General features: G+C 64.6%; 18 protein-coding genes and 1 tRNA gene. 6 read left to right on the forward strand and 13 right to left on the reverse strand.

The window, feature by feature from the left end:
- Positions 1-42: 42 nt before the first annotated feature.
- Together hemH and hrcA are read right to left on the reverse strand one after the other, a co-directional pair.
- Entirely contained in the window at positions 43-1,131 is a 1,089-nt protein-coding gene (gene hemH / locus LK409_RS15600; protein WP_010929086.1) for a ferrochelatase, read from the reverse strand.
- A gap of 57 nt (positions 1,132-1,188) precedes the next feature.
- Positions 1,189-2,193 carry a heat-inducible transcriptional repressor HrcA gene (gene hrcA / locus LK409_RS15605; protein WP_003814090.1) on the reverse strand — a complete coding sequence of 335 codons (1,005 nt, stop codon included), beginning with the start codon at positions 2,191-2,193 and terminating at the stop codon, positions 1,189-1,191.
- Between the two features lie 114 nt (positions 2,194-2,307).
- On the opposite strand from hrcA, the gene LK409_RS15610 reads away from it, so the two are divergent.
- Together LK409_RS15610 and recN are read left to right on the forward strand one after the other, a co-directional pair.
- Positions 2,308-3,207 (forward strand): NAD kinase, encoded by a 900-nt coding sequence (locus tag LK409_RS15610; protein WP_003814092.1) that lies wholly within the window; start codon positions 2,308-2,310, stop codon positions 3,205-3,207.
- A 15-nt stretch (positions 3,208-3,222) separates the two neighbouring features.
- Positions 3,223-4,884: a DNA repair protein RecN gene (gene recN / locus LK409_RS15615; RefSeq protein WP_010929087.1), complete on the forward strand. Its 1,662-nt coding sequence runs from the start codon at positions 3,223-3,225 to the stop codon at positions 4,882-4,884.
- 32 nt (positions 4,885-4,916) lie between these two features.
- Here the strand turns inward: recN and LK409_RS15620 are convergent, their stop codons facing one another.
- Together LK409_RS15620 and fur are read right to left on the reverse strand one after the other, a co-directional pair.
- Positions 4,917-6,137, reverse strand: coding sequence for an ISL3-like element IS1001 family transposase (locus LK409_RS15620; RefSeq protein ID WP_010927279.1), 1,221 nt, complete (start codon positions 6,135-6,137; stop codon positions 4,917-4,919).
- A 136-nt stretch (positions 6,138-6,273) separates the two neighbouring features.
- Positions 6,274-6,693 (reverse strand): ferric iron uptake transcriptional regulator, encoded by a 420-nt coding sequence (fur, locus tag LK409_RS15625; RefSeq protein ID WP_003814098.1) that lies wholly within the window; start codon positions 6,691-6,693, stop codon positions 6,274-6,276.
- 150 nt (positions 6,694-6,843) lie between these two features.
- Between fur and LK409_RS15630 the strand changes: the two genes are divergently transcribed.
- Together LK409_RS15630 and dapB are read left to right on the forward strand one after the other, a co-directional pair.
- Positions 6,844-7,392 (forward strand): outer membrane protein assembly factor BamE, encoded by a 549-nt coding sequence (locus LK409_RS15630; protein WP_010929088.1) that lies wholly within the window; start codon positions 6,844-6,846, stop codon positions 7,390-7,392.
- Positions 7,393-8,202, forward strand: a complete 810-nt coding sequence (gene dapB, locus LK409_RS15635) for a 4-hydroxy-tetrahydrodipicolinate reductase (RefSeq protein ID WP_010926993.1) — start codon at positions 7,393-7,395, stop codon at positions 8,200-8,202.
- A 36-nt stretch (positions 8,203-8,238) separates the two neighbouring features.
- Here dapB and murB read toward each other — a convergent pair whose 3' ends face one another.
- The gene (gene murB, locus LK409_RS15640; RefSeq protein ID WP_041937277.1) at positions 8,239-9,294 is read right to left on the reverse strand and encodes a UDP-N-acetylmuramate dehydrogenase; all 1,056 of its coding nucleotides are present in this window, start codon (positions 9,292-9,294) and stop codon (positions 8,239-8,241) included.
- 182 nt (positions 9,295-9,476) lie between these two features.
- Here murB and LK409_RS15645 point away from each other — a divergent pair.
- A tRNA-Gly gene (locus tag LK409_RS15645) sits at positions 9,477-9,552 on the forward strand.
- A gap of 60 nt (positions 9,553-9,612) precedes the next feature.
- Here LK409_RS15645 and LK409_RS15650 read toward each other — a convergent pair.
- From LK409_RS15650 to LK409_RS15685, 8 genes are read right to left on the reverse strand one after another with little or no spacing between them, the layout of a single operon-like run.
- Complete coding sequence (locus tag LK409_RS15650) at positions 9,613-10,404, reverse strand: alpha/beta fold hydrolase (RefSeq protein ID WP_010929090.1); 792 nt, start codon at positions 10,402-10,404, stop codon at positions 9,613-9,615.
- Positions 10,405-10,416: 12 nt separating this feature from the next.
- On the reverse strand, positions 10,417-11,853 hold the full coding sequence (locus LK409_RS15655; RefSeq protein ID WP_041937449.1) for an MmgE/PrpD family protein: 1,437 nt from the start codon (positions 11,851-11,853) through the stop codon (positions 10,417-10,419).
- Positions 11,854-11,868: 15 nt separating this feature from the next.
- Positions 11,869-12,855 carry a Bug family tripartite tricarboxylate transporter substrate binding protein gene (locus LK409_RS15660; protein WP_033461539.1) on the reverse strand — a complete coding sequence of 329 codons (987 nt, stop codon included), beginning with the start codon at positions 12,853-12,855 and terminating at the stop codon, positions 11,869-11,871.
- A 37-nt stretch (positions 12,856-12,892) separates the two neighbouring features.
- A complete protein-coding gene (gene purU, locus LK409_RS15665; protein ID WP_010929093.1) occupies positions 12,893-13,741 on the reverse strand; it encodes a formyltetrahydrofolate deformylase in 849 nt (282 codons plus the stop codon).
- The gene (locus LK409_RS15670) at positions 13,742-14,356 is read right to left on the reverse strand and encodes a sarcosine oxidase subunit gamma (RefSeq protein WP_010929094.1); all 615 of its coding nucleotides are present in this window, start codon (positions 14,354-14,356) and stop codon (positions 13,742-13,744) included. It abuts the gene before it with no gap.
- A complete protein-coding gene (locus LK409_RS15675) occupies positions 14,349-17,288 on the reverse strand; it encodes a sarcosine oxidase subunit alpha family protein (protein ID WP_010929095.1) in 2,940 nt (979 codons plus the stop codon). The genes LK409_RS15670 and LK409_RS15675 overlap by 8 nt, the downstream gene beginning before the upstream one ends.
- Positions 17,285-17,557, reverse strand: coding sequence for a sarcosine oxidase subunit delta (locus LK409_RS15680; RefSeq protein WP_003821030.1), 273 nt, complete (start codon positions 17,555-17,557; stop codon positions 17,285-17,287). The genes LK409_RS15675 and LK409_RS15680 overlap by 4 nt, the downstream gene beginning before the upstream one ends.
- A gap of 10 nt (positions 17,558-17,567) precedes the next feature.
- On the reverse strand, positions 17,568-18,821 hold the full coding sequence (locus LK409_RS15685; protein WP_010929096.1) for a sarcosine oxidase subunit beta family protein: 1,254 nt from the start codon (positions 18,819-18,821) through the stop codon (positions 17,568-17,570).
- Between the two features lie 281 nt (positions 18,822-19,102).
- Here LK409_RS15685 and LK409_RS15690 point away from each other — a divergent pair, with 281 nt between their 5' ends.
- Positions 19,103-20,128 carry a dipeptidase gene (locus LK409_RS15690; RefSeq protein WP_041937278.1) on the forward strand — a complete coding sequence of 342 codons (1,026 nt, stop codon included), beginning with the start codon at positions 19,103-19,105 and terminating at the stop codon, positions 20,126-20,128.
- Positions 20,129-20,131 lie beyond the last annotated feature (3 nt).

Genomic DNA, 20,131 nt, shown 5'->3' on the forward strand with positions numbered 1-20,131 from the left:
CCGGCGCGCTCGCGCCCGCCGCTTCAACCACAGTGTACGCGTTCAGGGATTGCCGGTCGGCCAGCCCCGCAACTGGCGTTCGACCAGGTCGGTCAGGCCTTCGATCCAGGGCGGGCAGTCATTCAGCGCCGGGATGTAGCGGAACTGCCTGCCGCCGGCCGCCACGAAGGCGTCGCGGCATTCCTGGCTGATTTCCTCGAGCGTTTCCAGGCAGTCGGCCACGAACCCCGGACACACCACGTCGACCTCGGTCACGCCCTGCCGGGCCAGTTCCGCCAGGGTGGGCTCGGTATAGGGTTCGAGCCAGCGCGCCGAGCCGAACCGGCTCTGGAATGTCACCTCGACCTCGTCCTCGCGCAGGCCCAGGCGCTCGCGCAGCAGGCGCGCGGTATCGAGGCAATCGCGGTAGTAGGGGTCGCCCAGTTCGATCGAATAGCGCGGCAGCCCATGAAAGCTCATGACCAGCTTCTGGGGCCGGCCGTGGGCCTGCCAGAATTCGGCGATGCGTCCGGCCTGCGCCTCGACGTAGGCCGGGTCGTTGTGGAAGCGCTTGACGAAGCGCAGCGCCGGCTGGTCGCGCAGGCGCCCCGCGTGGCGCGTCACGGCATCGACCACCGTGGCCGTGGTGCTGGCCGCGTATTGCGGGTACAGCGGCACGGCCAGGATGTGATCGCAGCCGCGCTCGCGCAAGGCCGTGATCGCCGCCGGGATCGACGGCTTGCCATAGCGCATGGCCAGCTCCACCTCGGCATGCACTCCGCGCGCGGCCAGGCCCTGGCGCACCCCTGCGGCCTGCCTCTGGCTGTAGACCAGCAGGGGCGAGCCCTCCTCCATCCAGATGCCGGCATAGCGCGGCGCCAGCTTCTTGGGCCGCATGGCCAATACCAGCCCGTGCAGGATGGGCATCCACAGATAGCGCGGAATCTCGATCACGCGCGGGTCGGACAGGAATTCGCCCAGGTACCGCCGGATCGCGCCGCGCGTGGGCTCATCGGGGGTGCCCAGGTTGACCAGCAGCACGCCGACGCGCCCCGGTCCGCATGGCGGCGGGTTTTCGTCGAAAGGGTCCTGCGCGGGGATTTCGGGCAGATAGCGTTCGGGCCAAAGGTACTTGAACAGGCGAAGAAACACGAAGACACCTCTCAGGGCGCCGCCCCGCGCGCAGGCGGTATCCGGCCCGAAATGGGATTATTGGTTGTGGCTCAAGGCGTTGGACAGCAAGCGCGCAGTGATGTCGACAATGGGGATGACCCGCTCGTACGCCATCCGGGTAGGGCCGATGACCCCCAGCGTGCCGATGACCTTGCCATCCACGCCGTACGGCGCCGTGATGACCGACACTTCTTCCATCGGCACCAGCTGCGAATCGCCGCCAATGTAGATCTGCACCCCTTGCGCGCGGCTGGAGACGTCCAGCAACTGCAGCAGATCGGTTTTCTTTTCGAACAACGAGAACATCTTGCGCAGCCGGTCCATGTCGGAAGCGATGTCGGTCACGTCCAGCAGCTTGCGCTCGCCGGAGATCACCACCGCCTCGCCGTCGTCGGCCGCCTCGGCGCCGGCCTCGACCGCCGCCTGCATCAGGCGCGAGATATCGTCGCGCAGTTGCGCCAGTTCGGTCGACAGCGTGCGGCGCACGGCATCGAACGACTTGCCGGAGAAGTGCACGTTGAAGAAATTGCCCGCCTCCAGCAGCTCGGCTTCGGTGTAGTCGCGCTGCGCCGACAGGATGCGGTTCTGCACATCGCCCTCGGGGGTCACGATGATCAGCAGCACGCGCTTGTCGGACAGGCGGATGAACTCGATCTGGCGGAAAATCTGGGTCCGCTTGGGCGTGAGCACCACGCCGGCGAACTGGGTGAGGTTGGACAGCAGCGCCGCCGCCGCGTTGACCGCCCGGCTGGGCTCGGACACGGGCAGCAGCTCGCCGATATGGGCGGGCTCGAACTGGTAGGCGCGCACCGCCAGCAGCGAATCGACGAACATGCGATACCCGCGCGGCGTGGGCACCCTTCCAGCCGAGGTGTGGGGGCTGTGGATCAGCCCCAGCTCTTCCAGGTCGGCCATGACATTGCGTATCGTGGCCGGCGACAGATCGAACACTTTGGAAAGCGTGCGTGAGCCGACCGGTTGCCCGTCGGCGATGTAGCGTTCGATCAACGCCTTGAGCAATGCGCGTGCGCGGTCATCCATGAGCGTATTTTAGGGAAACTTTCAACAAAGGGGCGTTTTTTGTCCAGCACGGCAATATGCGGCCCCATATAATCGCAAAATCGGCATCTCAAAACACACTTTACGCGGCTCGCCATGTACTTTCCCATTGTCGCCCTGATCGGCAGATACCAGGACACCGGCCTGGACGCACCGCTGACCGCGCTGGCGCAAATGCTGACGCAGGCCGGCCGCCGCGTGCTGGTCGAGGCCGAGACGGCGCGCAACGCCGGCGTCAGCGGCTATCCCGTGGCCGACTGGGATGAAATCGGCCGCACCGCCACGCTGGCGGTCGTGATGGGCGGCGACGGCACCGTGCTAGGCGCGGCGCGCCACCTCGCGCCGTACGGCGTGCCGCTGATCGGCATCAACCACGGGCGGCTGGGCTTCATCACCGACATTCCGCTGCAGGATGCCCACGACGCGCTGGGCCGCGTGCTGGAAGGCAACTACCAGGCCGAGGACCGCATGCTGCTGCAAGGCGGCGTCTGGCGCGGCGAGCAGCAGATGTACTCGGCCTCGGCCGTCAACGACGTGGTGCTCAACCGCGCCGGCCGCGGCGGCATGATCGAAGTGCGGGTCGAACTCGACGGCGCCTTCATGTACACGCAGCGCGCCGACGGCCTGATCATCGCCACGCCCACCGGCTCCACCGCCTACTCGCTATCGGCCAACGGCCCCATCCTGCATCCCGGCATGAATGCCATGGTGCTGGTGCCGGTCGCGCCCCAGACCCTCTCCAACCGCCCGATCGTCATTCCCGACAGCGGCGTGCTCAACATGACGCTGACGGCCATGGGGCGGGTGGAAATCGGCGCCAGCGTGCATTTCGACATGCAGACCTGGTCCGACCTGCAGCCGGGCGACCGCATCACGGTGCAGCGCGCCCCGCATACCATCCGCTTCGTGCACCCCGAAGGCTACAGCTTCTTCTCCACCCTGCGCCGCAAGTTGCACTGGAACCTGATGCCGCAGGCCACCGACAACCTTGAGTAGCCCGTCGCGTCCGCCATGTTGCGAACCCTCCATATCCGCGATTTCGTCATCGTCGAACAGACCGAGCTCCACTTCGGCGACGGCTTTACCGTCTTTTCCGGCGAAACCGGCGCCGGCAAGTCGATCCTGATCGATGCGCTGGCCCTGACGCTGGGCGAGCGCGGCGACGCCTCGATGCTGCGCGAAGGCGCGGCGCGCGCCGATATCACCGCCGTCTTCGACGCCCCGCCCGCCCTGCGCGACTGGCTGGCCGAACGCGAACTCGACAGCGGCGACGAACTGGCGCTGCGCCGCGTCATCGACAGCCAGGGCCGCAGCCGCGCCTACATCAACGGCATGCCGGCCACGATCGCCCAATTGCGCGAGCTCGGCGACGGACTGGTCGACATCCACGGCCAGCACGCCCACCAAAGCCTGATGCGCCCCGAGGCCCAGCGCGACCTGCTCGACGCCCACGGCGGGCACGCCGAACTGCGCCAGACGGTGGCGCAGGCCTGGAAGCAATGGCGCGCGCTGGCCCGCCAGCTCGATACCGCCGAGCAGGACGCCGAGGCGCTGGCCGCCGAACGCGACCGCCTGCAATGGCAGTCGGACGAACTGGACCGCCTGGGGCTGGGTCCGGACGAATGGGATGCGCTGCAAACCGAGCACACCCGGCTGTCGCACGCCCAGTCGCTGCTGGACGGGGCCTCGCGCATCCTCGAGGCGCTGGACGGCGAGCACGACTCGGCCCAGTACCGCCTCAATGGCGCCGCCCACCAATTGCAGCAGATGCTGCGCCACGACCCCGCCCTGCAAGGCATCGGCGACGAACTCGAATCGGCCCGCATCGCGATCACCGAAGCCGTCTCCGACCTGAACAACTACGTCAGCCGGGTCGAACTGGACCCGCAGCGCCTGGCCGATGTCGAAGCCCGGCTGAGCGCCGTGTTCGAGACCGCCCGCAAGTTCAAGTGCGAACCGCACGGCCTGCCCGCGCTGCGCGACTCCCTGCACGGCAAGCTGGCCGAAATGCAGGCCGCCAGCGACGTGCAGGCGCTGCGCGCGCAGGCCGAGGCGGCGCAGGCCCGATACGAGGCCGCGGCGGCGCGCCTGTCGGCCGCGCGGCGCAAGATCGCCAAGGATCTCGGCAAGCAGGTCACCCAGGCCATGCAGACCCTGTCCATGCAGGGCGGGCGTTTCGAGGCGGCCCTGACCGGCGGCGCGCCGTCGGCGCATGGCAGCGAGCAGGTGGAGTTCCTGGTCGCGGGCCACGCGGGCAGCACGCCGCGGCCATTGGCCAAGGTGGCCTCGGGGGGCGAACTGTCGCGTATTTCGCTGGCGCTGTCGGTGATCGCCAGCCGCGCCGCGCGCGTGCCCACCCTGATCTTCGACGAGGTCGACAGCGGCGTGGGCGGCGCGGTGGCGGAAGCGGTCGGCAAGCTGCTGCGCGAACTGGGCCAGCGCCACCAGGTGCTGTGCGTGACGCACCTGCCGCAAGTGGCGGCCTGCGCCCATGCGCAGTATCGCGTCAGCAAGGTCGAAAGCGGCGGTTCCACGCGCTCGCGCATCGCCGAGCTGGATGCCGAGGCGCGGGTCGAGGAAGTCGCGCGCATGCTGGGCGGCATCAAGATCACGGCCACCACCCGCGACCACGCACGCGAAATGCTGGGCGGCCATACCGCGCCGGCGGCCTGAGCGCGCCTGCTACCAAACCGCAAAAAAAAGGTTCATCGCGCATTGCCGGGGAAGGCGGCACGGATTTTGAGGAAGAAGTATTCCTGGTCGCGGTAGCCGTAAGCGCGCCGCTTGATGACCTTGATAGTGTTGTTGATGCCCTCGACAATGCTGGTGTTCAGGGGATGTCGGCATCTGGCCAGGATGCCGTGCAGATAGCCTTTCAAGCGCTGAGCGAAGGTGTTCAAGGCGGCTATTCCGCTTTGCTCGGCCTGCTCGTACCAGTGGTTCCAGGCTTGTCTTGCCCAGGCAGGTCTTTGGTAGAACCAGAGCCGTTTGAGTTCGTCACGCAGGACATAGACCGTCAGCAGCGGCTGGTTGGCTTGCAGCAATTCGTCGAGCCGGACGGCCTGCTGCCGATCCAGGTTGTCACGGTTGCGCAGCAGCAGCCAGCGACTCGATTTGATGATCCTGCGTGCGGGACGATCCTGGCGTAGTTGATTGGCCTGATCCACGCGCACCCGATCAATGACCTCTCGTCCATACTTGGCCACGACATGGAACAAGTCATAGACGATCTCCGCCTGTGGGCTGTGGGCCTGGATCTCCAACTCGTAGGCGGTGGTCATGTCGATGGCAACGGCCTTGATGCGTTGGGCGGCCCCAGGCGGCAATTGTTCGAAGAACGCCCGGGCCGTCTCGCGTGAGCGTCCTGGGCCAATCCACAGCACCTGCCTGCCGATCGGATCGACCACCACTGTCGCGTAGCGATGCCCTTTGTGCAGGGCAAACTCGTCCATCGCCAAATACTCGATCTTGGACCAATCCGGTTCGCGCACCGACGCACGCAGCCGAGCCTTGTCCAGCGTCTTGACGGTATGCCAACCCAGCTCGAAGAACCTCGCCACCGCCTGCACGTTGCTCGATTGCAGCAATTGGCTGCAGGCCTGCGCCAGCCGATCCGTCACCCGTTGATATCGCCCCAGCCAGGCAAGCCGCTCCAGGCGCGGGCCGCCGCATTGCTCACACCACAAGCGTCGGCGCGGCACGTGCAGAACGACCCGATACTCGAATAACGGCAGATCTCGCACCCGTCGAACCGTGGTCTCATGCACCTGGCGACACCGCGCGCCGCACTGCTCGCACAGCATCACCTTGGCCGTTGGCTTCAAATAGATCGACAGCGTGCGCCCTGGGTCTTCGGGCCATTCCACGCGTTCGACGCCATAGCCCTGCCAGCCTCCCAGCGACTCCAGCAACTTGCGATCCAGCATCTCCCTGCACTCCTGATGGCAAATACCTGCCGTCAAGAATACGAAAACTTGCCAAACCCCTCCACGCTATTGCGCGATGAACCAAAAAAAAACCTCCAGGCTTGCGCCTGGAGGCAGGGTTGGTAGAGCCGGAGGATCAGCGGCCCTTCTGACAGTTTCCGCAAATGCCGTACAACACCATGGCATGGCTTTCGAGCACAAAGCCGTTGTCCTTCGCCACCTTGTATTGACGCTTCTCAATATCGGGATCCGAAAACTCGAATACCGTACCGCAATTGGTGCAGATGAGGTGATCGTGGTGATCGCCATCATTCAGCTCGAACACCGCCTTGCCGGTATCGAACTGGCTACGCGTGAGGATGCCCGCCTGCTCGAACTGCGTCAGCACGCGATATACCGTCGCCAGCCCGATTTCCACATTCTCGGCGATCAGCGCGCGATAGACATCTTCCGCGCTGAGGTGGCGGAGGTCGGATTTACGAAAAATGTCAAGGATCTTCAGGCGGGGAAACGTCGCCTTCAGGCCCATGTTTTTCAGTTCGCTTTGGTCGCTCATGGTGTAATCGCTCTCCATCCGCGGTGGCATGGGGGGTCGATGGTCGACGCAAGCCAGCGTAGCCATCACCCGCTGCCCCACGGAACTATCGTTATGAAACCTTTATGATAACGGTTTTATCCGTTTCCAATAATAGGGGCGCTAGTGTCCATGATCGCACGTATTTCCCTGCGGCCTCTGAAGGGGCTCGCGGTGGCTGTCCTGGCAGCCTCCGCCCTGACCGCCTGCTCGTCCGGCAAATGGGGATTCCCCTACAAGGCCGGCGTCCAGCAAGGCAACTGGATCACCAAAGAGCAGGTCGCCCTGCTGCAGCAAGGCATGTCGCGCGAACAGGTGCGCTTCGCCCTGGGCAGCCCCACGCTGACCAGCGTGCTGCACGCCGATCGCTGGGATTACCCCTACTACTTCAAGCCCGGCTACGGCAAGGCGCAGGAACGCCAGTTCACCGTGTGGTTCGAGAACGACCACCTGGTACGCTGGAGCGGGGATGAACAGCCCGACCTCCAGCCGTTCCAGATCGAGAAAGTGAACGCCAAGCAGGAAGAAAAAGCCGACGCCCAGGTGGATACAGCCGAGAAGCGCCAGGAAGGCATCGACAAGGCTGAAGAAGTCCGGCCCCATGTCGATGTCACGACGCCGGACAACCCCACCCTCGACTACCCGGGCGAGCCGGGCCAAACCTTCGAACCGCTCAAGTAAATGACGCAAGCCACCCCCCAGCGCATCGCCATCGCGGGCGCCAGCGGCCGCATGGGCCAGATGCTGATCGAAGCCGTCCTCGACACCGAGGGCGTCGAACTGGCCGTAGCGCTGGACCGCGCCGGCTCGCCCTCGATCGGCCAGGACGCGGGCGCCGCGTTGGGGCGCCCCTGCGGCGTCACCATCACCGACCAGCTCGACGCCCTGGCGCAGGCCGACTGCCTGATCGACTTCACCCGGCCCGAAGGCACGCTGCAGCACCTGCAGGCCTGCCTCAGGCATGACGTGAAGATGGTGATCGGCACCACCGGCTTCGACAGCAGCGGCCGCGCCGAAATCGAGGTCGCCGCCCAGAAGATCGCCATCGTCTTCGCCCCCAACATGAGCGTGGGCGTCAATGCCACCCTCAAGCTGCTGGACATGGCCGCGCGCATCCTCAACTCGGGGTACGACGTCGAGATCTTCGAGGCGCACCACCGCAACAAGGTCGACGCGCCCTCGGGCACGGCCCTGATCATGGGCGAGACGGTGGCTTCGGCCTGGGACGTCGCCCTGCCCGACGTCGCCACGTGGACCCGCCACGGCGACACCGGGGTGCGCAAGCCCGGCACCATCGGTTTCTCGGTGGTGCGCGGCGGCGACATCGTCGGCGATCACACGGTGTTCTTCTGCGGCACGGGCGAACGCATCGAGATCTCGCACCGTTCCAGCAGCCGCGCCACGTACGCGCAGGGCGCCGTGCGCGCGGCGCGCTTCCTGGCGCGCCAGGACAACGGCCTGTACGACATGCAGGCCGTACTGGGCCTGTAAGCCAGGCGGCGGCGCGGCGCCATGCCGCGCCCGCCTTCAGCGGGCCGGCACCACGACCGGCTCGGGCTCGAGCCTCACTCCATAGCGCCGCTCGACGTCGCCCTGGATGGCGGCCGCCAGCGCCATGATGTCGCGCGCCTGCGCGCCGCCTCGATTGACCAGCACCAGCGCCTGCCGATCGTGCACGCCCGCGGCGCCCAGCTGGCGCCCCTTCCACCCGCATTGATCGATCAGCCAGCCGGCGGCCAGCTTGTAGCGGCCATCGGGCTGCGGATACGAAACCAGGCCGGGGAAACGGCCAAGCAGCGCCTGCCGCGTGCCCGCGTCCACCAAGGGATTCTTGAAAAAGCTGCCGGCATTGCCCACCACGGCGGGATCGGGCAGCTTGGCGCGCCGGATCGCACACACCGCGTCATACACGGCGCGGGCGGTCGGCGCGGCGCCGTCCAGCGCGGCATGCCGCTGCAGGTCGGGATAGTCCAGCACCGGCTGCCAGGGCCGCGGCAGCGCGAATCGCACCGAGCCGATCACCCAGGCGCCCGGCTCCTGGTGCTTGAAGAAACTGTCGCGATAGGCAAAGCGGCATTCGGCGGCGCCCATCTCCACCCAGCGCCCGCCCTTGACGTCCCAGGCCGTAAGGCTGTGGAAGCGATCGGCCAGCTCGACGCCGTAGGCGCCGATGTTCTGCACCGGCGCGGCCCCGACCGTGCCCGGGATCAGGGCCAGGTTCTCCAGCCCGTCCCAGCCATTGTCGACGCAGGCCGTGACGAAACCGTGCCAATTCTCGCCCGCCGCGGCTTCGACGACCCAGGCGTCGGCGCACTGCCCCACCAGGCGCACGCCAGGCAGGCGCACCTGCGCCACCAGGCCGTCGATGCTGGCGGGCAACACCACGTTGCTGCCGCCGCCCAGCACCACCAGCTGGCGAAAGCGCGGCGCCAGCGCCGACAGCGCCGGCAGCTGCGAGGGCTCGGTCAGCGCGACAAAGGCCGGTGCGTGGGACGCCAGGCCCAGGGTGTTGAAACAACGCAAATCCTGCGCCTGGGGCGCCAGGGGCGCGACGGGCTCGATACAGGCAGGAACAGTTGACATGGACACGGTTGGTTATGCTATAGTTTCTGTCTTCGCTCATCTTACACAAGAATTTGAGTAGCGCTTTCACCAGGCGCGACAAACTCGAAGAACTCATGTAGAATGCGCGGCTCGCGATGAGAGCGGCAGATGGCAGCAACATGACATTTGCCTAGGCATCGGCGAGAACCAGGCAGTATTTCGCGGGAATAGCTCAGTTGGTAGAGCGCAACCTTGCCAAGGTTGAGGTCGCGAGTTCGAGACTCGTTTCCCGCTCCAGATTCAAAAAAGGCCCAAACTTCGGTTTGGGCCTTTTTGTTTTTGCATGAGCGTCCTGGCTCAAGCCCGCCGCAAAAAGGGCAGCACCAGCGAAAGGAATTCCTCGGTGCGGGTTTCCGGGAACATATGCCCTCCTTCGCCGAGCACGATGAGGCGCGCATCGCTTATCGATGCCGCGGCAGACTGCGCAAACCACGCGGGCATCACGAGATCGTCCCTGGCGGCCATCACCAGCGTCGAGCTCGAGATGAGCGGATACAAGGGGCGCGCGTCGAATCGCAGGATGGCTTCCAGGCGCGCCCGCAAACCTGCCGCATCCGTTTTTACCCCGGCGGCGTCGGCCGCCGCGGCGGCGAACCGTGACGCATGCTCGCGCCGATACCGCGGCGGATACAACAGCACCGCATTGAACTGGGCGTACAACTCGGCAGGCATGCCGTCCGCCGCTGCCATCCGAACGTGCTGGATCAGATCGAGCAGATCGTCGCCATGCGTCCAGGGCGCCGCCAGCACCAGCTTCTCCACGCGGCCTGGGTGGCGGGCGGCGACTACCGTGGCCTTTCCGGTTCCGGTCGACAGCCCGATCAGACGGACACGCTCGAACTTGAGGTGGTCCATCAAAGCGACGATGTCGTCGGCCAGCGCCTCGATCGCCTGGCCTTGCGGTCCCGGACTGCTTTTCCCGGTCCCGCGCTGGTGGTATGTCACGACGGAATACTCGCGCGCAAGCTGCGCGATCATTTCCTGACGAGATTGCGGCCCGGTGCCCAGGCCCGTCGTCATGACCAGCGGGGGGCCGTCCCCGACGACGTCATAGTGAATCTGAACGTCGCCAAGCTGCATGTGAGGCATGATTGATTCCGCCTAATCGAGATGAGATGAACCGGCGTCGGCCAGGAGGCCCGACAGATACCGAAGCAGCATCGGCGCGATGACATTGCTGTCGAACATCACGTCGATGCGTGCCAGGACATTCCCGCCATCGACGGCCAACCCGGCGTACCCGCAACAGTCGACGAACTTGGCGACACGTTCGGCCTGCGTCATCGGATTGTCCGCACTGCCCTTGGGAGCACCCACTACGCGTTCCAGTATGGTGCCATCGCACAAGGTCACGCGGGTACGAAGCGCAGCGGTCATCTCCGTTCCCGATGATATAGCCTGCCCTTGCGGGACATCCTGGACGTGGAGACAGACCCGCGCCATGATGCCGGCAAGCTGCGGGTCGGCGACCCGCAGCGGCGTGAAGTCTCCCAACCTGAGCGAGCCGCCATGCAGCAGCCTGGCCGCGCAATAGGGAAGGCTGAAGCGAGCCTGCATCGCGCCGACGGGTTGATCGAAGCGCAGATTCCGCCGTTGCACGGGCGTCAGCCAGGTATCGATACGATCGACATTGCGCGCGTCGAGCTCGCCGCTGGCCATCAATTGGGCAATCGCATCAAGCGTTTTGTGGGCGGAGGCACAGCACGGGAAAAACTTCTGGATGAGCTCGGGCGCGTCCAGCGCATAATCCGAGCCCAGCCCCTCGAGCGCCGCCGCGCCCGCTCCCGGCCCATGGCGCGCGGCCATGAGCGACAGCCATCCGCCCTCTCCGAGGAAGGGTTCCTGGCTGCCTTCTGTGCCCGCTTGCGCCAGGCGTACGGCAAGTACGGCGTTCTTTGCGGCGATGCCCGCTTGAGTCGCCTTCATGGTCGAGCCGATTTGCCGCCGCGACCCGCCCGCCAGGTTGGTGGCGATGCTGAGCGCGGCCAAAGTCTGCCGTGCGTCCAGTTTCAGGAGGCGCGCGCACGCCGCTGTCGCCCCGAGCAGCCCCGCGGTCGCCGTCGCGTACCACCCCGCTGCGTAATGCTCTGGATTGAGCATGCGGCCGACCCGCGTTGTCACCTCGAAACCCACGACGAACGCCTCCAGCACGGTATCGAGCGAGCGGTGCTCCTGCTCGGCCAGCGCCAGAATGGCAGGTACCGCGACGGCGCTTACATGCGCGATCGAGGTCGCCCCGGTATCGTCGTAGTCCAGCACGTGGGCGCTGGTGCCGCCGATGAGCGCGGCAACCGGCGCCGGATAACAGTGCGCCGTTCCCAGCGCGCTGATATCCCCCGTTCCCAAATATTTTGCGCAGCGCGTCAACGCGGTGACCGAGGCATCCCGGCGCCCCGCGATGGCGCAGCCCAGCAGATCGACCACGGCCCACCTGGCCCGGGCCAAAGTACCCAGGCCGATCGGATGCGCCCGGCGGGCAGTCCAGTCGGCCAGCGCCTCGCCGATCCGCAGGTCCTGCCCAGGGGCCGTATCTTGCATGTCCAAGATGTTTGCCTATTCGGGCTGCAGGTTGATCTTGCGTGCCAGATCGCGATACTTCTCGGTTTCGCTGGCGATGAACTGGGCGAGCTGTTGCGGCGAGCTGCCAAACGGCACGATGTACAGCCGCTTCCAGCTTTCCAGCAGCGCTGGCGCCTGCAGCGATTCGACGGAAGCGCGATGAAGTTTTTCCACGACGGCTGGCGGCGTACCGCGCGGCGCCATCAGCGCAAGCCAGTTGCTGTCCACGAAACCCGGCAGACCGCTTTCGCTCATCGTCGGCAGGTCGGGCATCGAGTCGAGGCGTTTGTCCGAAAGCACCGCCAGAGCCTTGAGCTTCCCGGCGCCGATGAGATCGACCATGGGCTGGGGGGACGAGAACGAATACTGGATCTGGCTCTCGGCAAGATCCGTGATCATCGGGCCGCTGCCCTTGTAGGGCACGTGGACGGTGTCGATACCGGCGGCAATATTGAACCGCAGCCCGATCAGGTGCGGCTGCGAGTAGTTTCCGCCCGAACCGTAGTTGACCGCACCAGGACGTGCCTTGGCGTAGGCAATCAATTCCTTCACGGAATTCGGTGGAAACTTCGCGGACGCCACCAGCATGTTGGGCAGCCAGCCCACCAGGGAAATCGGAACGAAGTCCTCCGCTGGCCGATACGGCAAGGACTTTGCCGTCACCGAAGCGATGGTCAGCTCGGCCGCAGTGCCGAACAGCAGCGTGTAGCCATCCGGTGCCGCCTGGGCCACGGACGTGGTGCCGATTCTTCCTGTGGCCCCCGGACGATTCTCGACAATGACGCTCTGCCCGATCCTGGAACTCAGCTGAGTCGCGAAAATCCGGGCCGCGACATCGGTGCCTCCGCCTGGCGCATAGCTGACAACGATACGGATCGGCTTCGTCGGATAATCATCCGCGGCCTGTGACCGGCCAAAGGACAGCAGTGCCGTCAGGCCAATTGCGCCGCTGAGAAAGAGCTTTCTGTTTTTACTTTTCACACTTATCTCCTTGATAGTGTTGGACGAGGCGTCCCGCTCAAGCAAACACGATCGTCTTTCTTCCGTTCAGAATGATTCGATGCTCGGTATGCCACTTGACCGCCCGAGCCAACGTCATGCATTCGACGTCCCTTCCCACGTCCGTCAGGGCCTGCGGCTCCAGCGAATGGCTTACGCGGGCCACGTCCTGCTCGATGATCGGGCCCTCGTCGAGCTCCGACGTGACGTAGTGCGCGGTGGCGCCGATCAGCTTCACACCGCGATCGTAGGCCTGGTAATAGGGCCGCGCGCCCTTGAAGCCGGGCAGGAACGAATGATGGATGTTGATGGCCCGACCGCTCAGGGCATTGCTGGCCCGGTCGCTCAGGATCTGCATGTACCGTGCCAGTACGACCAGGTCGCTTTGCGTCGATGCGACCAGATCCAGTATGCGACCCTCCTGCTCGGCGCGGGTTTGCGGCGTGACCGGGAAATGATGGAACGGAATGTCGTAGCTGGCGGCCAGCTCCCTGAAATCGGGATGATTGGAGACCACCCCCGCCACGTCCATGTTCAGCAGCCCGCTACGCTGGCGGAACAGCAGATCGTTCAAGCAGTGGCCGTGCTTCGACACCAGGATCAGCACGCGGCTGCGCTTGTCCATGTCATGGATCGCCAATCCCGCTTCGTCGCCGTTGTAGAGGCGCTTCAAGGCCGTCGCGATTTTTTGCACGCATGCCCGGTCGGGCGCGGAGAAACGAACGCGCATGTAGAACACCGCGGTTCCACTCTCGGAGAACTGAGCGCTCTCTTCGATGTTGCAACCCTCCTGAAAGAGACCGCCGGAGATTTCATGCACGATCCCGGGTCGATCCAGGCATTTCAAAAGAAGTACATACTGCTTCATTCATTCCCCCAAGCGTTCAACGTTCACGCCGAACTCCGCAGCCCCATCCACCAGCGTTTCCGCCAGGCTGGGCGCCAGGCTGCGATGAACGACGATCTGAAACAGGTCGGGCCGGCGGCAGATGACCAGCACGGCCGTGTCGTGGATCCCGGTCGACGCGCACCGGCCGGGCGCAAGCGCGCCGCCTTCGAAATCGATATCGATGTACTTGCTCAGAACCGTTGCCGCCGGCTCGCCTTCAAGTTGCAGGAAAACGTTTCTGCCATCGGACAGCTCGGTTATCGCCGCCACCTCTTCCAGTTCGACGCGGGCGGAGGCGACGATGCTGTCGAGGTCCGCGGCGACGCCGCTCATCAGCCAGGTTGCCGGCGCAATGGCTGCGATATCCACGCGGCTTTCCGCCACGGAAACGAACGTGTTCGGTTGCGGCGCGACTTTCAACGCAGACGCCATCCATGCGGCAAGCGCCGAACCGCTGCCAAAGCCGGAAAGCTGAATGCTGGCCACGGCCATCTCCGTCAACACCAGGCCCTGGGCGCCAAGTTTGATTGCGGCAGGCGAAGTCACTTGAGGGATGGCGCTGGCCGGCCCGAAGTGCGTGTGCGAGTTATCCAAGGAGACGCTCCCGTTCGATATCGACGAAGCATGGGTTGACCACTTCGACCTCCACCTGCGACGAGGTCAGCGCAGACCATGCCAGCACGGACCGTCCCAGCGCGTTTGCGCCGTTCACCAGGAAACCCAGCGCGATGTGCTGGCCCAGCGTGGGACTGTAGGTGGCGGAAGCCACCCAGCCCAGTTCCTGGGCGCCGACTTCGGCACGGAGAACCAGCATGGACCCGGACTGGATCGCGGCGCCGGACTTGCTGCGCAAGCCCACCAACGTCGGCCGATCGGCGGCCTGCAGTCCCTCGCGGCCCAGCAGCGCCTTGCCCACGAAAGCCCCCTCCTTTTTCACGAGCCCACCCAGCCCAAGGTCGGCGGCGGTCGTACGGCCGTCCAGTTCCGGACCGGCGGGATGCCCCTTCTCGATTCGCAGCGCGCCCATGGCCTCGGTCCCGTAGGGCATGATGGAAAATGGAGCGCCCACTGCCAGAAGCTGGTCCCACAGCCTTTGGCCGTATGCCGCGGCGATCGCAAGCTCATACGCCCGCTCCCCCGAAAAGCTGACCCGATAGATCAACAGCTTCAGGCCGTTCCAGACGGTTTCGCACACCGCCATATGAGGAAGCGCCGAATCCGTCACGTCGGCCGAAATCTGCAGGCGCTCCAGCACCTCACGGCTCTTGGGCCCCGCCAACGCAATCTGGGCGTAGTGATCCGTCACGGAGGTAACCCGGACCCGCAACGTGGGCCATGCGGTCGCCAACAGAAACTCGAAGTGAGACATCACGGCCGCCGCGTTGGCCGTCGTCGTCGACAGGATGAACAGCCGCTCTCCCCAGCGGGCGATGGTGCCGTCGTCGAAGACGATTCCGTCCTCTCTGAGCAGCACGCCATACCGCGCCTTGCCGACCTTCAGCGTGCTTATCCGATTGGCATACACCCGATCCAGGAAGACGCCTGCGTCCGGGCCCTGGACCTCGATCTTGCCGAGCGTGGATACGTCCACGATACCCACGTCCTGGCGGACATTCCTGCATTCGCGCTGCCACGCCTGCGCATAGGACTCGTTGCCACGCAGGTATGCCTTCGGCCTCAGCCAGAGATTCGCCGGTCCCATCACCGCGCCATTGCGCACATGCCATTCATGCATCGGGCTGACGCGAACCGCACTGAAATGCCTGTCGATATGCCTGCCGGACAGCAGCCCCAACCGGATCGGAGTGTACGGCGGACGAAAGGTCGTCGTGCCCACGGCGCCAGGCGACTCCGAGCGCAGAGCGCCCATGATGGTGAGCCCGTTGACGTTGCTCGTCTTGCCCTGGTCGGTTCCCATTCCAAGCGTGGTGTACCGCTTCAGGTGCTCCACCGACCGGAAGTTCTCTCTGGCGGCCAGCTCGATGTCTTCGACCGTCACGTCATCCTGTATGTCGATGAAACGTTTGCCGGCGCGGTAGCCCAGGTGGGGAGGCGGAATGACCAGCTTCTCTGCCTTGGGGGGCGTGGCCGGATGCCCGCGCCCTTGCGCTTCTCCATCCATCTGCGCGCAAATGGACGCGCCGTCCGCCAGGCATTCCGACAGCTGCAGACGACCCGCGCACGCCCCGATCGACAGGCTGTGCTGCTTGGTGCTCGTGGGAACGAATGTGCTCAGGTCCGCGTCGTAGCCGACCTTTCCGCCCGACTGCGAATGGAGATGGACGCTGGGCGTCCAACCGCCGGAGACCAGTATCGCGTCGCAACGGACGGTTTGGCGCAGTCCGGACTGATCGACAATGACGGCGCAACGAACCCGGTGACGTCCCGTCGCCTTCTTGATCGTCGAGCCGCGATGATGCGGGATGCGCAGGCTTGCCAGCGTCTCGGACAGGCTCGCGCTGACCGCCTCCCTCTGATCCACCACGCCGACGATGTCGATACCGGCACGCTTCAGGTCCAAGGCCGCCTCGTAGGCCGAATCGTTGTTGGCCAGCACCAGAACGCGTCGCCCGACCGCCACCCCGAACTCGTTGCAATAGGTCCGGGCGGCGCTTGCGAGCATGACGCCCGGTAGGTCGTTGTTGGCAAAGACGCAAGGCCGCTCGATGGCGCCGGCCGCCAGCACTACCTGCTTTGCATGCACGTACCAGAGCCGTTGCGTGGCGCCGTGGGGATTGGTCGGGGTGTCGCACTGCTGGGCCAGTGCTACCGTGTCGTGGTCGTAATACCCGAAGGCCGTTGTTCTCAGCATGACGCTGGCGTGGCCGGATTCACGCAGTTCGCGCTCCACCGCAGTCGCCCACTTGGCGCCTGCCACGCCCTCGATCTCGGTGTTCGACCCGGGCAGCGTCCCGCCCACGCGGCTCTTCTCGTCGACCAGCAGCACGCGCAGGCCGGCCTGGCAGGCCGATCGCGCAGCGGCGAGCCCCGCAGGGCCGGCGCCCACGACCAGCACATCGCAGTAAGCGTGCTGCTTCTCGTAGCGGTCCCGATCCCGAACCAGCGGCGCGCGCCCCAGGCCGGCCGCGTGACGAATCATATGTTCGTACTTCGGCCAGAACTTCGCCGGCCACATGAAGGTCTTGTAGTAGAAGCCTGCAGGGATGAGCCGGGAAATCATGCCATGGAAGGAGCGCACATCGAAGCGCAGCGACGGCCAGCGGTTCTGGCTCGACACTTCGATGCCATCCTCCAGCTCCACCACCGTCGCCCTGGTGTTCGGGTCGGCCTGGCCCTCCTTCAGGACGTCGACCAGCGCATTCATTTCCTCGACGCCTGCGGTATAGATGCCGCGTGGCCGGTGATACTTGAAACTCCGGCCGACCAGATGCACGCCGTTTGCCAGCAGCGCCGAGGCAAGCGTGTCGCCGTGGTAGCCCTGATACTGAATGCCGTCGAACCGGAATGTCAGCGGGCGACGACGGTCGACCAATCCGCCATGATTCAACCTATATTGCTGCGTCATTTTGCAGGCTCCTCGATCGGCGCCGTCAGGTCGACGTTCTCGATGGCATGCGTGAGTGTGTCGCGCGTGACTCGCACCCATGCGCGGCAACCCAGAACATGCTGCCAGTATTCCTCGTGCCGTCCTTTCGGATTGCGGCGGATGTAGACGAAATCCAGCCAGCTTTCAATGGGCGCGTCGTCAGCCGGGCGAGTCTTCGTCGCATCGCCGAGATAGGAAAATTCCGTGTGGCTGCGAACCCCGCAAAACGGGCAATCTAGTCTCAACATTGCGGTCTGCTCAGTGAAGGTTCGGGCGAGGACCCGCGCCCTTTTCGTTTAACAGCCGGCCAGACTCGAACCGGCGCATGTCGAAACACTCGTTCAACTCGTGCGGCGTGTCGTTGGCCATGGTGTGCGCGAATACCCAGCCCGAAGCAGGCGTCGCCTTGAACCCCCCATAGCACCACCCGCCATTGATGTAGAAGTTGTCGACGGGCGTCTTCGAAATGATGGGAGAACCGTCCATCGTCATGTCCATGACGCCGCCCCAGTGGCGCATCATCCGCAGCCGGCTGATGAAGGGGAACATCTGCATGGCGCACTCGACGGCATGCTGCAGAATCGGCAGATTGCCCTGCTGCGAATAACTGTTGTAGAAGTCGAGATCGCCGCCCATCACGAGCTCGCCCTTGTCGGACTGGCTGACGTAGAAGTGGCCGGCTCCATAGGTGACGACCGTGTCCAGGACAGGCTTGACGGGTTCGCTCACAAAGGCCTGCAGGACATGGCTTTCAATCGGAAGATCAATGCCAGCCATCTGGGCCAGCTGCGAAGTATGGCCAGCGACAGCGATCCCGACGCGATCCGCGGCGATACGCCCGCGCGAGGTCACGATTCCAACCACCTTCCCGTTTCGAATGTCGATGCCCGTGCATTCGCAGTTCTGGATGATGTCGACGCCGAGCGAGTCCGCGGCGCGCGCATAGCCCCACGCAACGGCGTCGTGGCGCGCCACCCCGCCGCGCGGCTGCAGCAAGCCCCCCTCCACGGGGTAGCGGGCGCCCGGCCCGCAATCGAGCAGGGGAACCCGCCGCTCGATCTGCTCTCGCGTCAGCCATTGCGCATCGATGCCATTCAGGCGCATGGCATTTCCGCGACGCATGAAGGCGTCCCGCTGCGCATCGTTGTGCGCCAGGTTCAGCACCCCCCGCTGGCTGAACATGACGTTGTAGTTCAGCTCCTGGCTCATGGTTTCCCAGAGCTTCATCGACCATTCGTAAAACCGGGAATTCCCCGCAAGCAGGTAATTCGAACGAATCAGCGTAGTATTCCGGCCGGTATTTCCGCCGCCCAGCCATCCCTTTTCGATGATGGCGACCTTGCGAATACCATGATTTTTCGCCAGGTAGTATGCGGTGGCCAACCCGTGCCCGCCCCCGCCGACGACGATGACGTCGTAATGAGGCTTGGGGCCTGGATCGCGCCAGGCCTTGGGCCAGCGTCGATGCCCGGATAATGAATTGCGAACCAGATTGGGAAATGAATATCGCATTTGCAGGCCCTTGGTTGATCGTTGCCATTAACCACCGAGCCGATGCCTCAGCGCAATACTCATGAGAGAAACCATGAAGGAACATAAGCTGCGTTAATTGTTGCGCCGAACGGCATGCCCGGATCCGGCGCATGGGCCGCACCCAGCCCTGCGGCGGTTCCTGCATTAGCAGCACTTATACTTTGAAGAAGAATCGACCATGCGGCTGGTCAGCGCCACCCGGGTCCCGGATACTAAACCAGCAGCCGCAGGGGTGGCCGCACAACCAAACTGGATGCAACGTGCACAAGAAAATCGTGGTTCCGAGCGCGACAGACATGGCAACACGTTTCACGCAAGACAGTTTCGTGTTCGACTGCCTGTCCATGTACTACGTTATCGACGACCCCTGGGCCGAGAACTGCCTGGCGGCCGGGGTTAATGCCACGAATGTCACGTTCGGCACTGAACAGCCGTGGGATATCGTGTTGCGCGATTTCGATTCCGGCCTGGAAAAAATCGAGCGCAGCCCTTATCTGGCATTGGCCACCAACCGGCAGGAAATCGACGCCGCGAATAAGCAGGGCAAGCTCGCAGTCATTATCGGAACGCAGGGTTCCGCGATGGTCGACCTCGAATTCCATCGCCTGCGCACCATGCACCGGTTGGGCATGCGCTATTTCGGACTGGCATATACGGGGCCCACCATGTTCGCCGACGGATGCGGCGAGAGCCGGAACGCGGGTTTGAGCTTCGCCGGAATCGAGCTGATCGACGCCTGCAACGATCTCGGCTTGATACTGGATCTGTCCCACGTCGGACACCGTTCACGGGAAGAAACGGTGGCGAGGTCGCGCTTTCCGGTGTGCACCCACTCCAATTCCTATGCCCTCAATCCCAACGACCGCAACACGACGGACGAGACGGCGCGCGCCATACGCGCCAAGGGCGGAATCATGGGTATCTGCGGGTTGCCCAAGACAGTACACCCGGAAAATGCGACGTTGAACGAACTGCTCGATCATGCCGACCACTGGGTGAAAACCATCGATGCCGCCCACGTTGGATTCGGGCTCGATTTCGTCGAAGCCTATAAAAGCGATAGATCGACCATGCCCGCTGCCAGCCGCCTGTGGCGCACCCGGCGTCCCGACATATTCGGCACCGTCGAGGAATTCCATCTTCAGGATTATCCGCTCGGCATCGCCAGCATCAAACAACTGCCGAACCTGACGCAAGGCCTGTTCGATCGGGGTTATGCCGAGAAAGAGGTGGCCGGCATCATCGGCGGTAACTGGCTGCGCCACTTTACGGAGGTCTACGGATAGACA

It is taken from the genome of Bordetella parapertussis (assembly GCF_020735925.1).
GTDB lineage: Bacteria > Pseudomonadota > Gammaproteobacteria > Burkholderiales > Burkholderiaceae_B > Bordetella > Bordetella pertussis.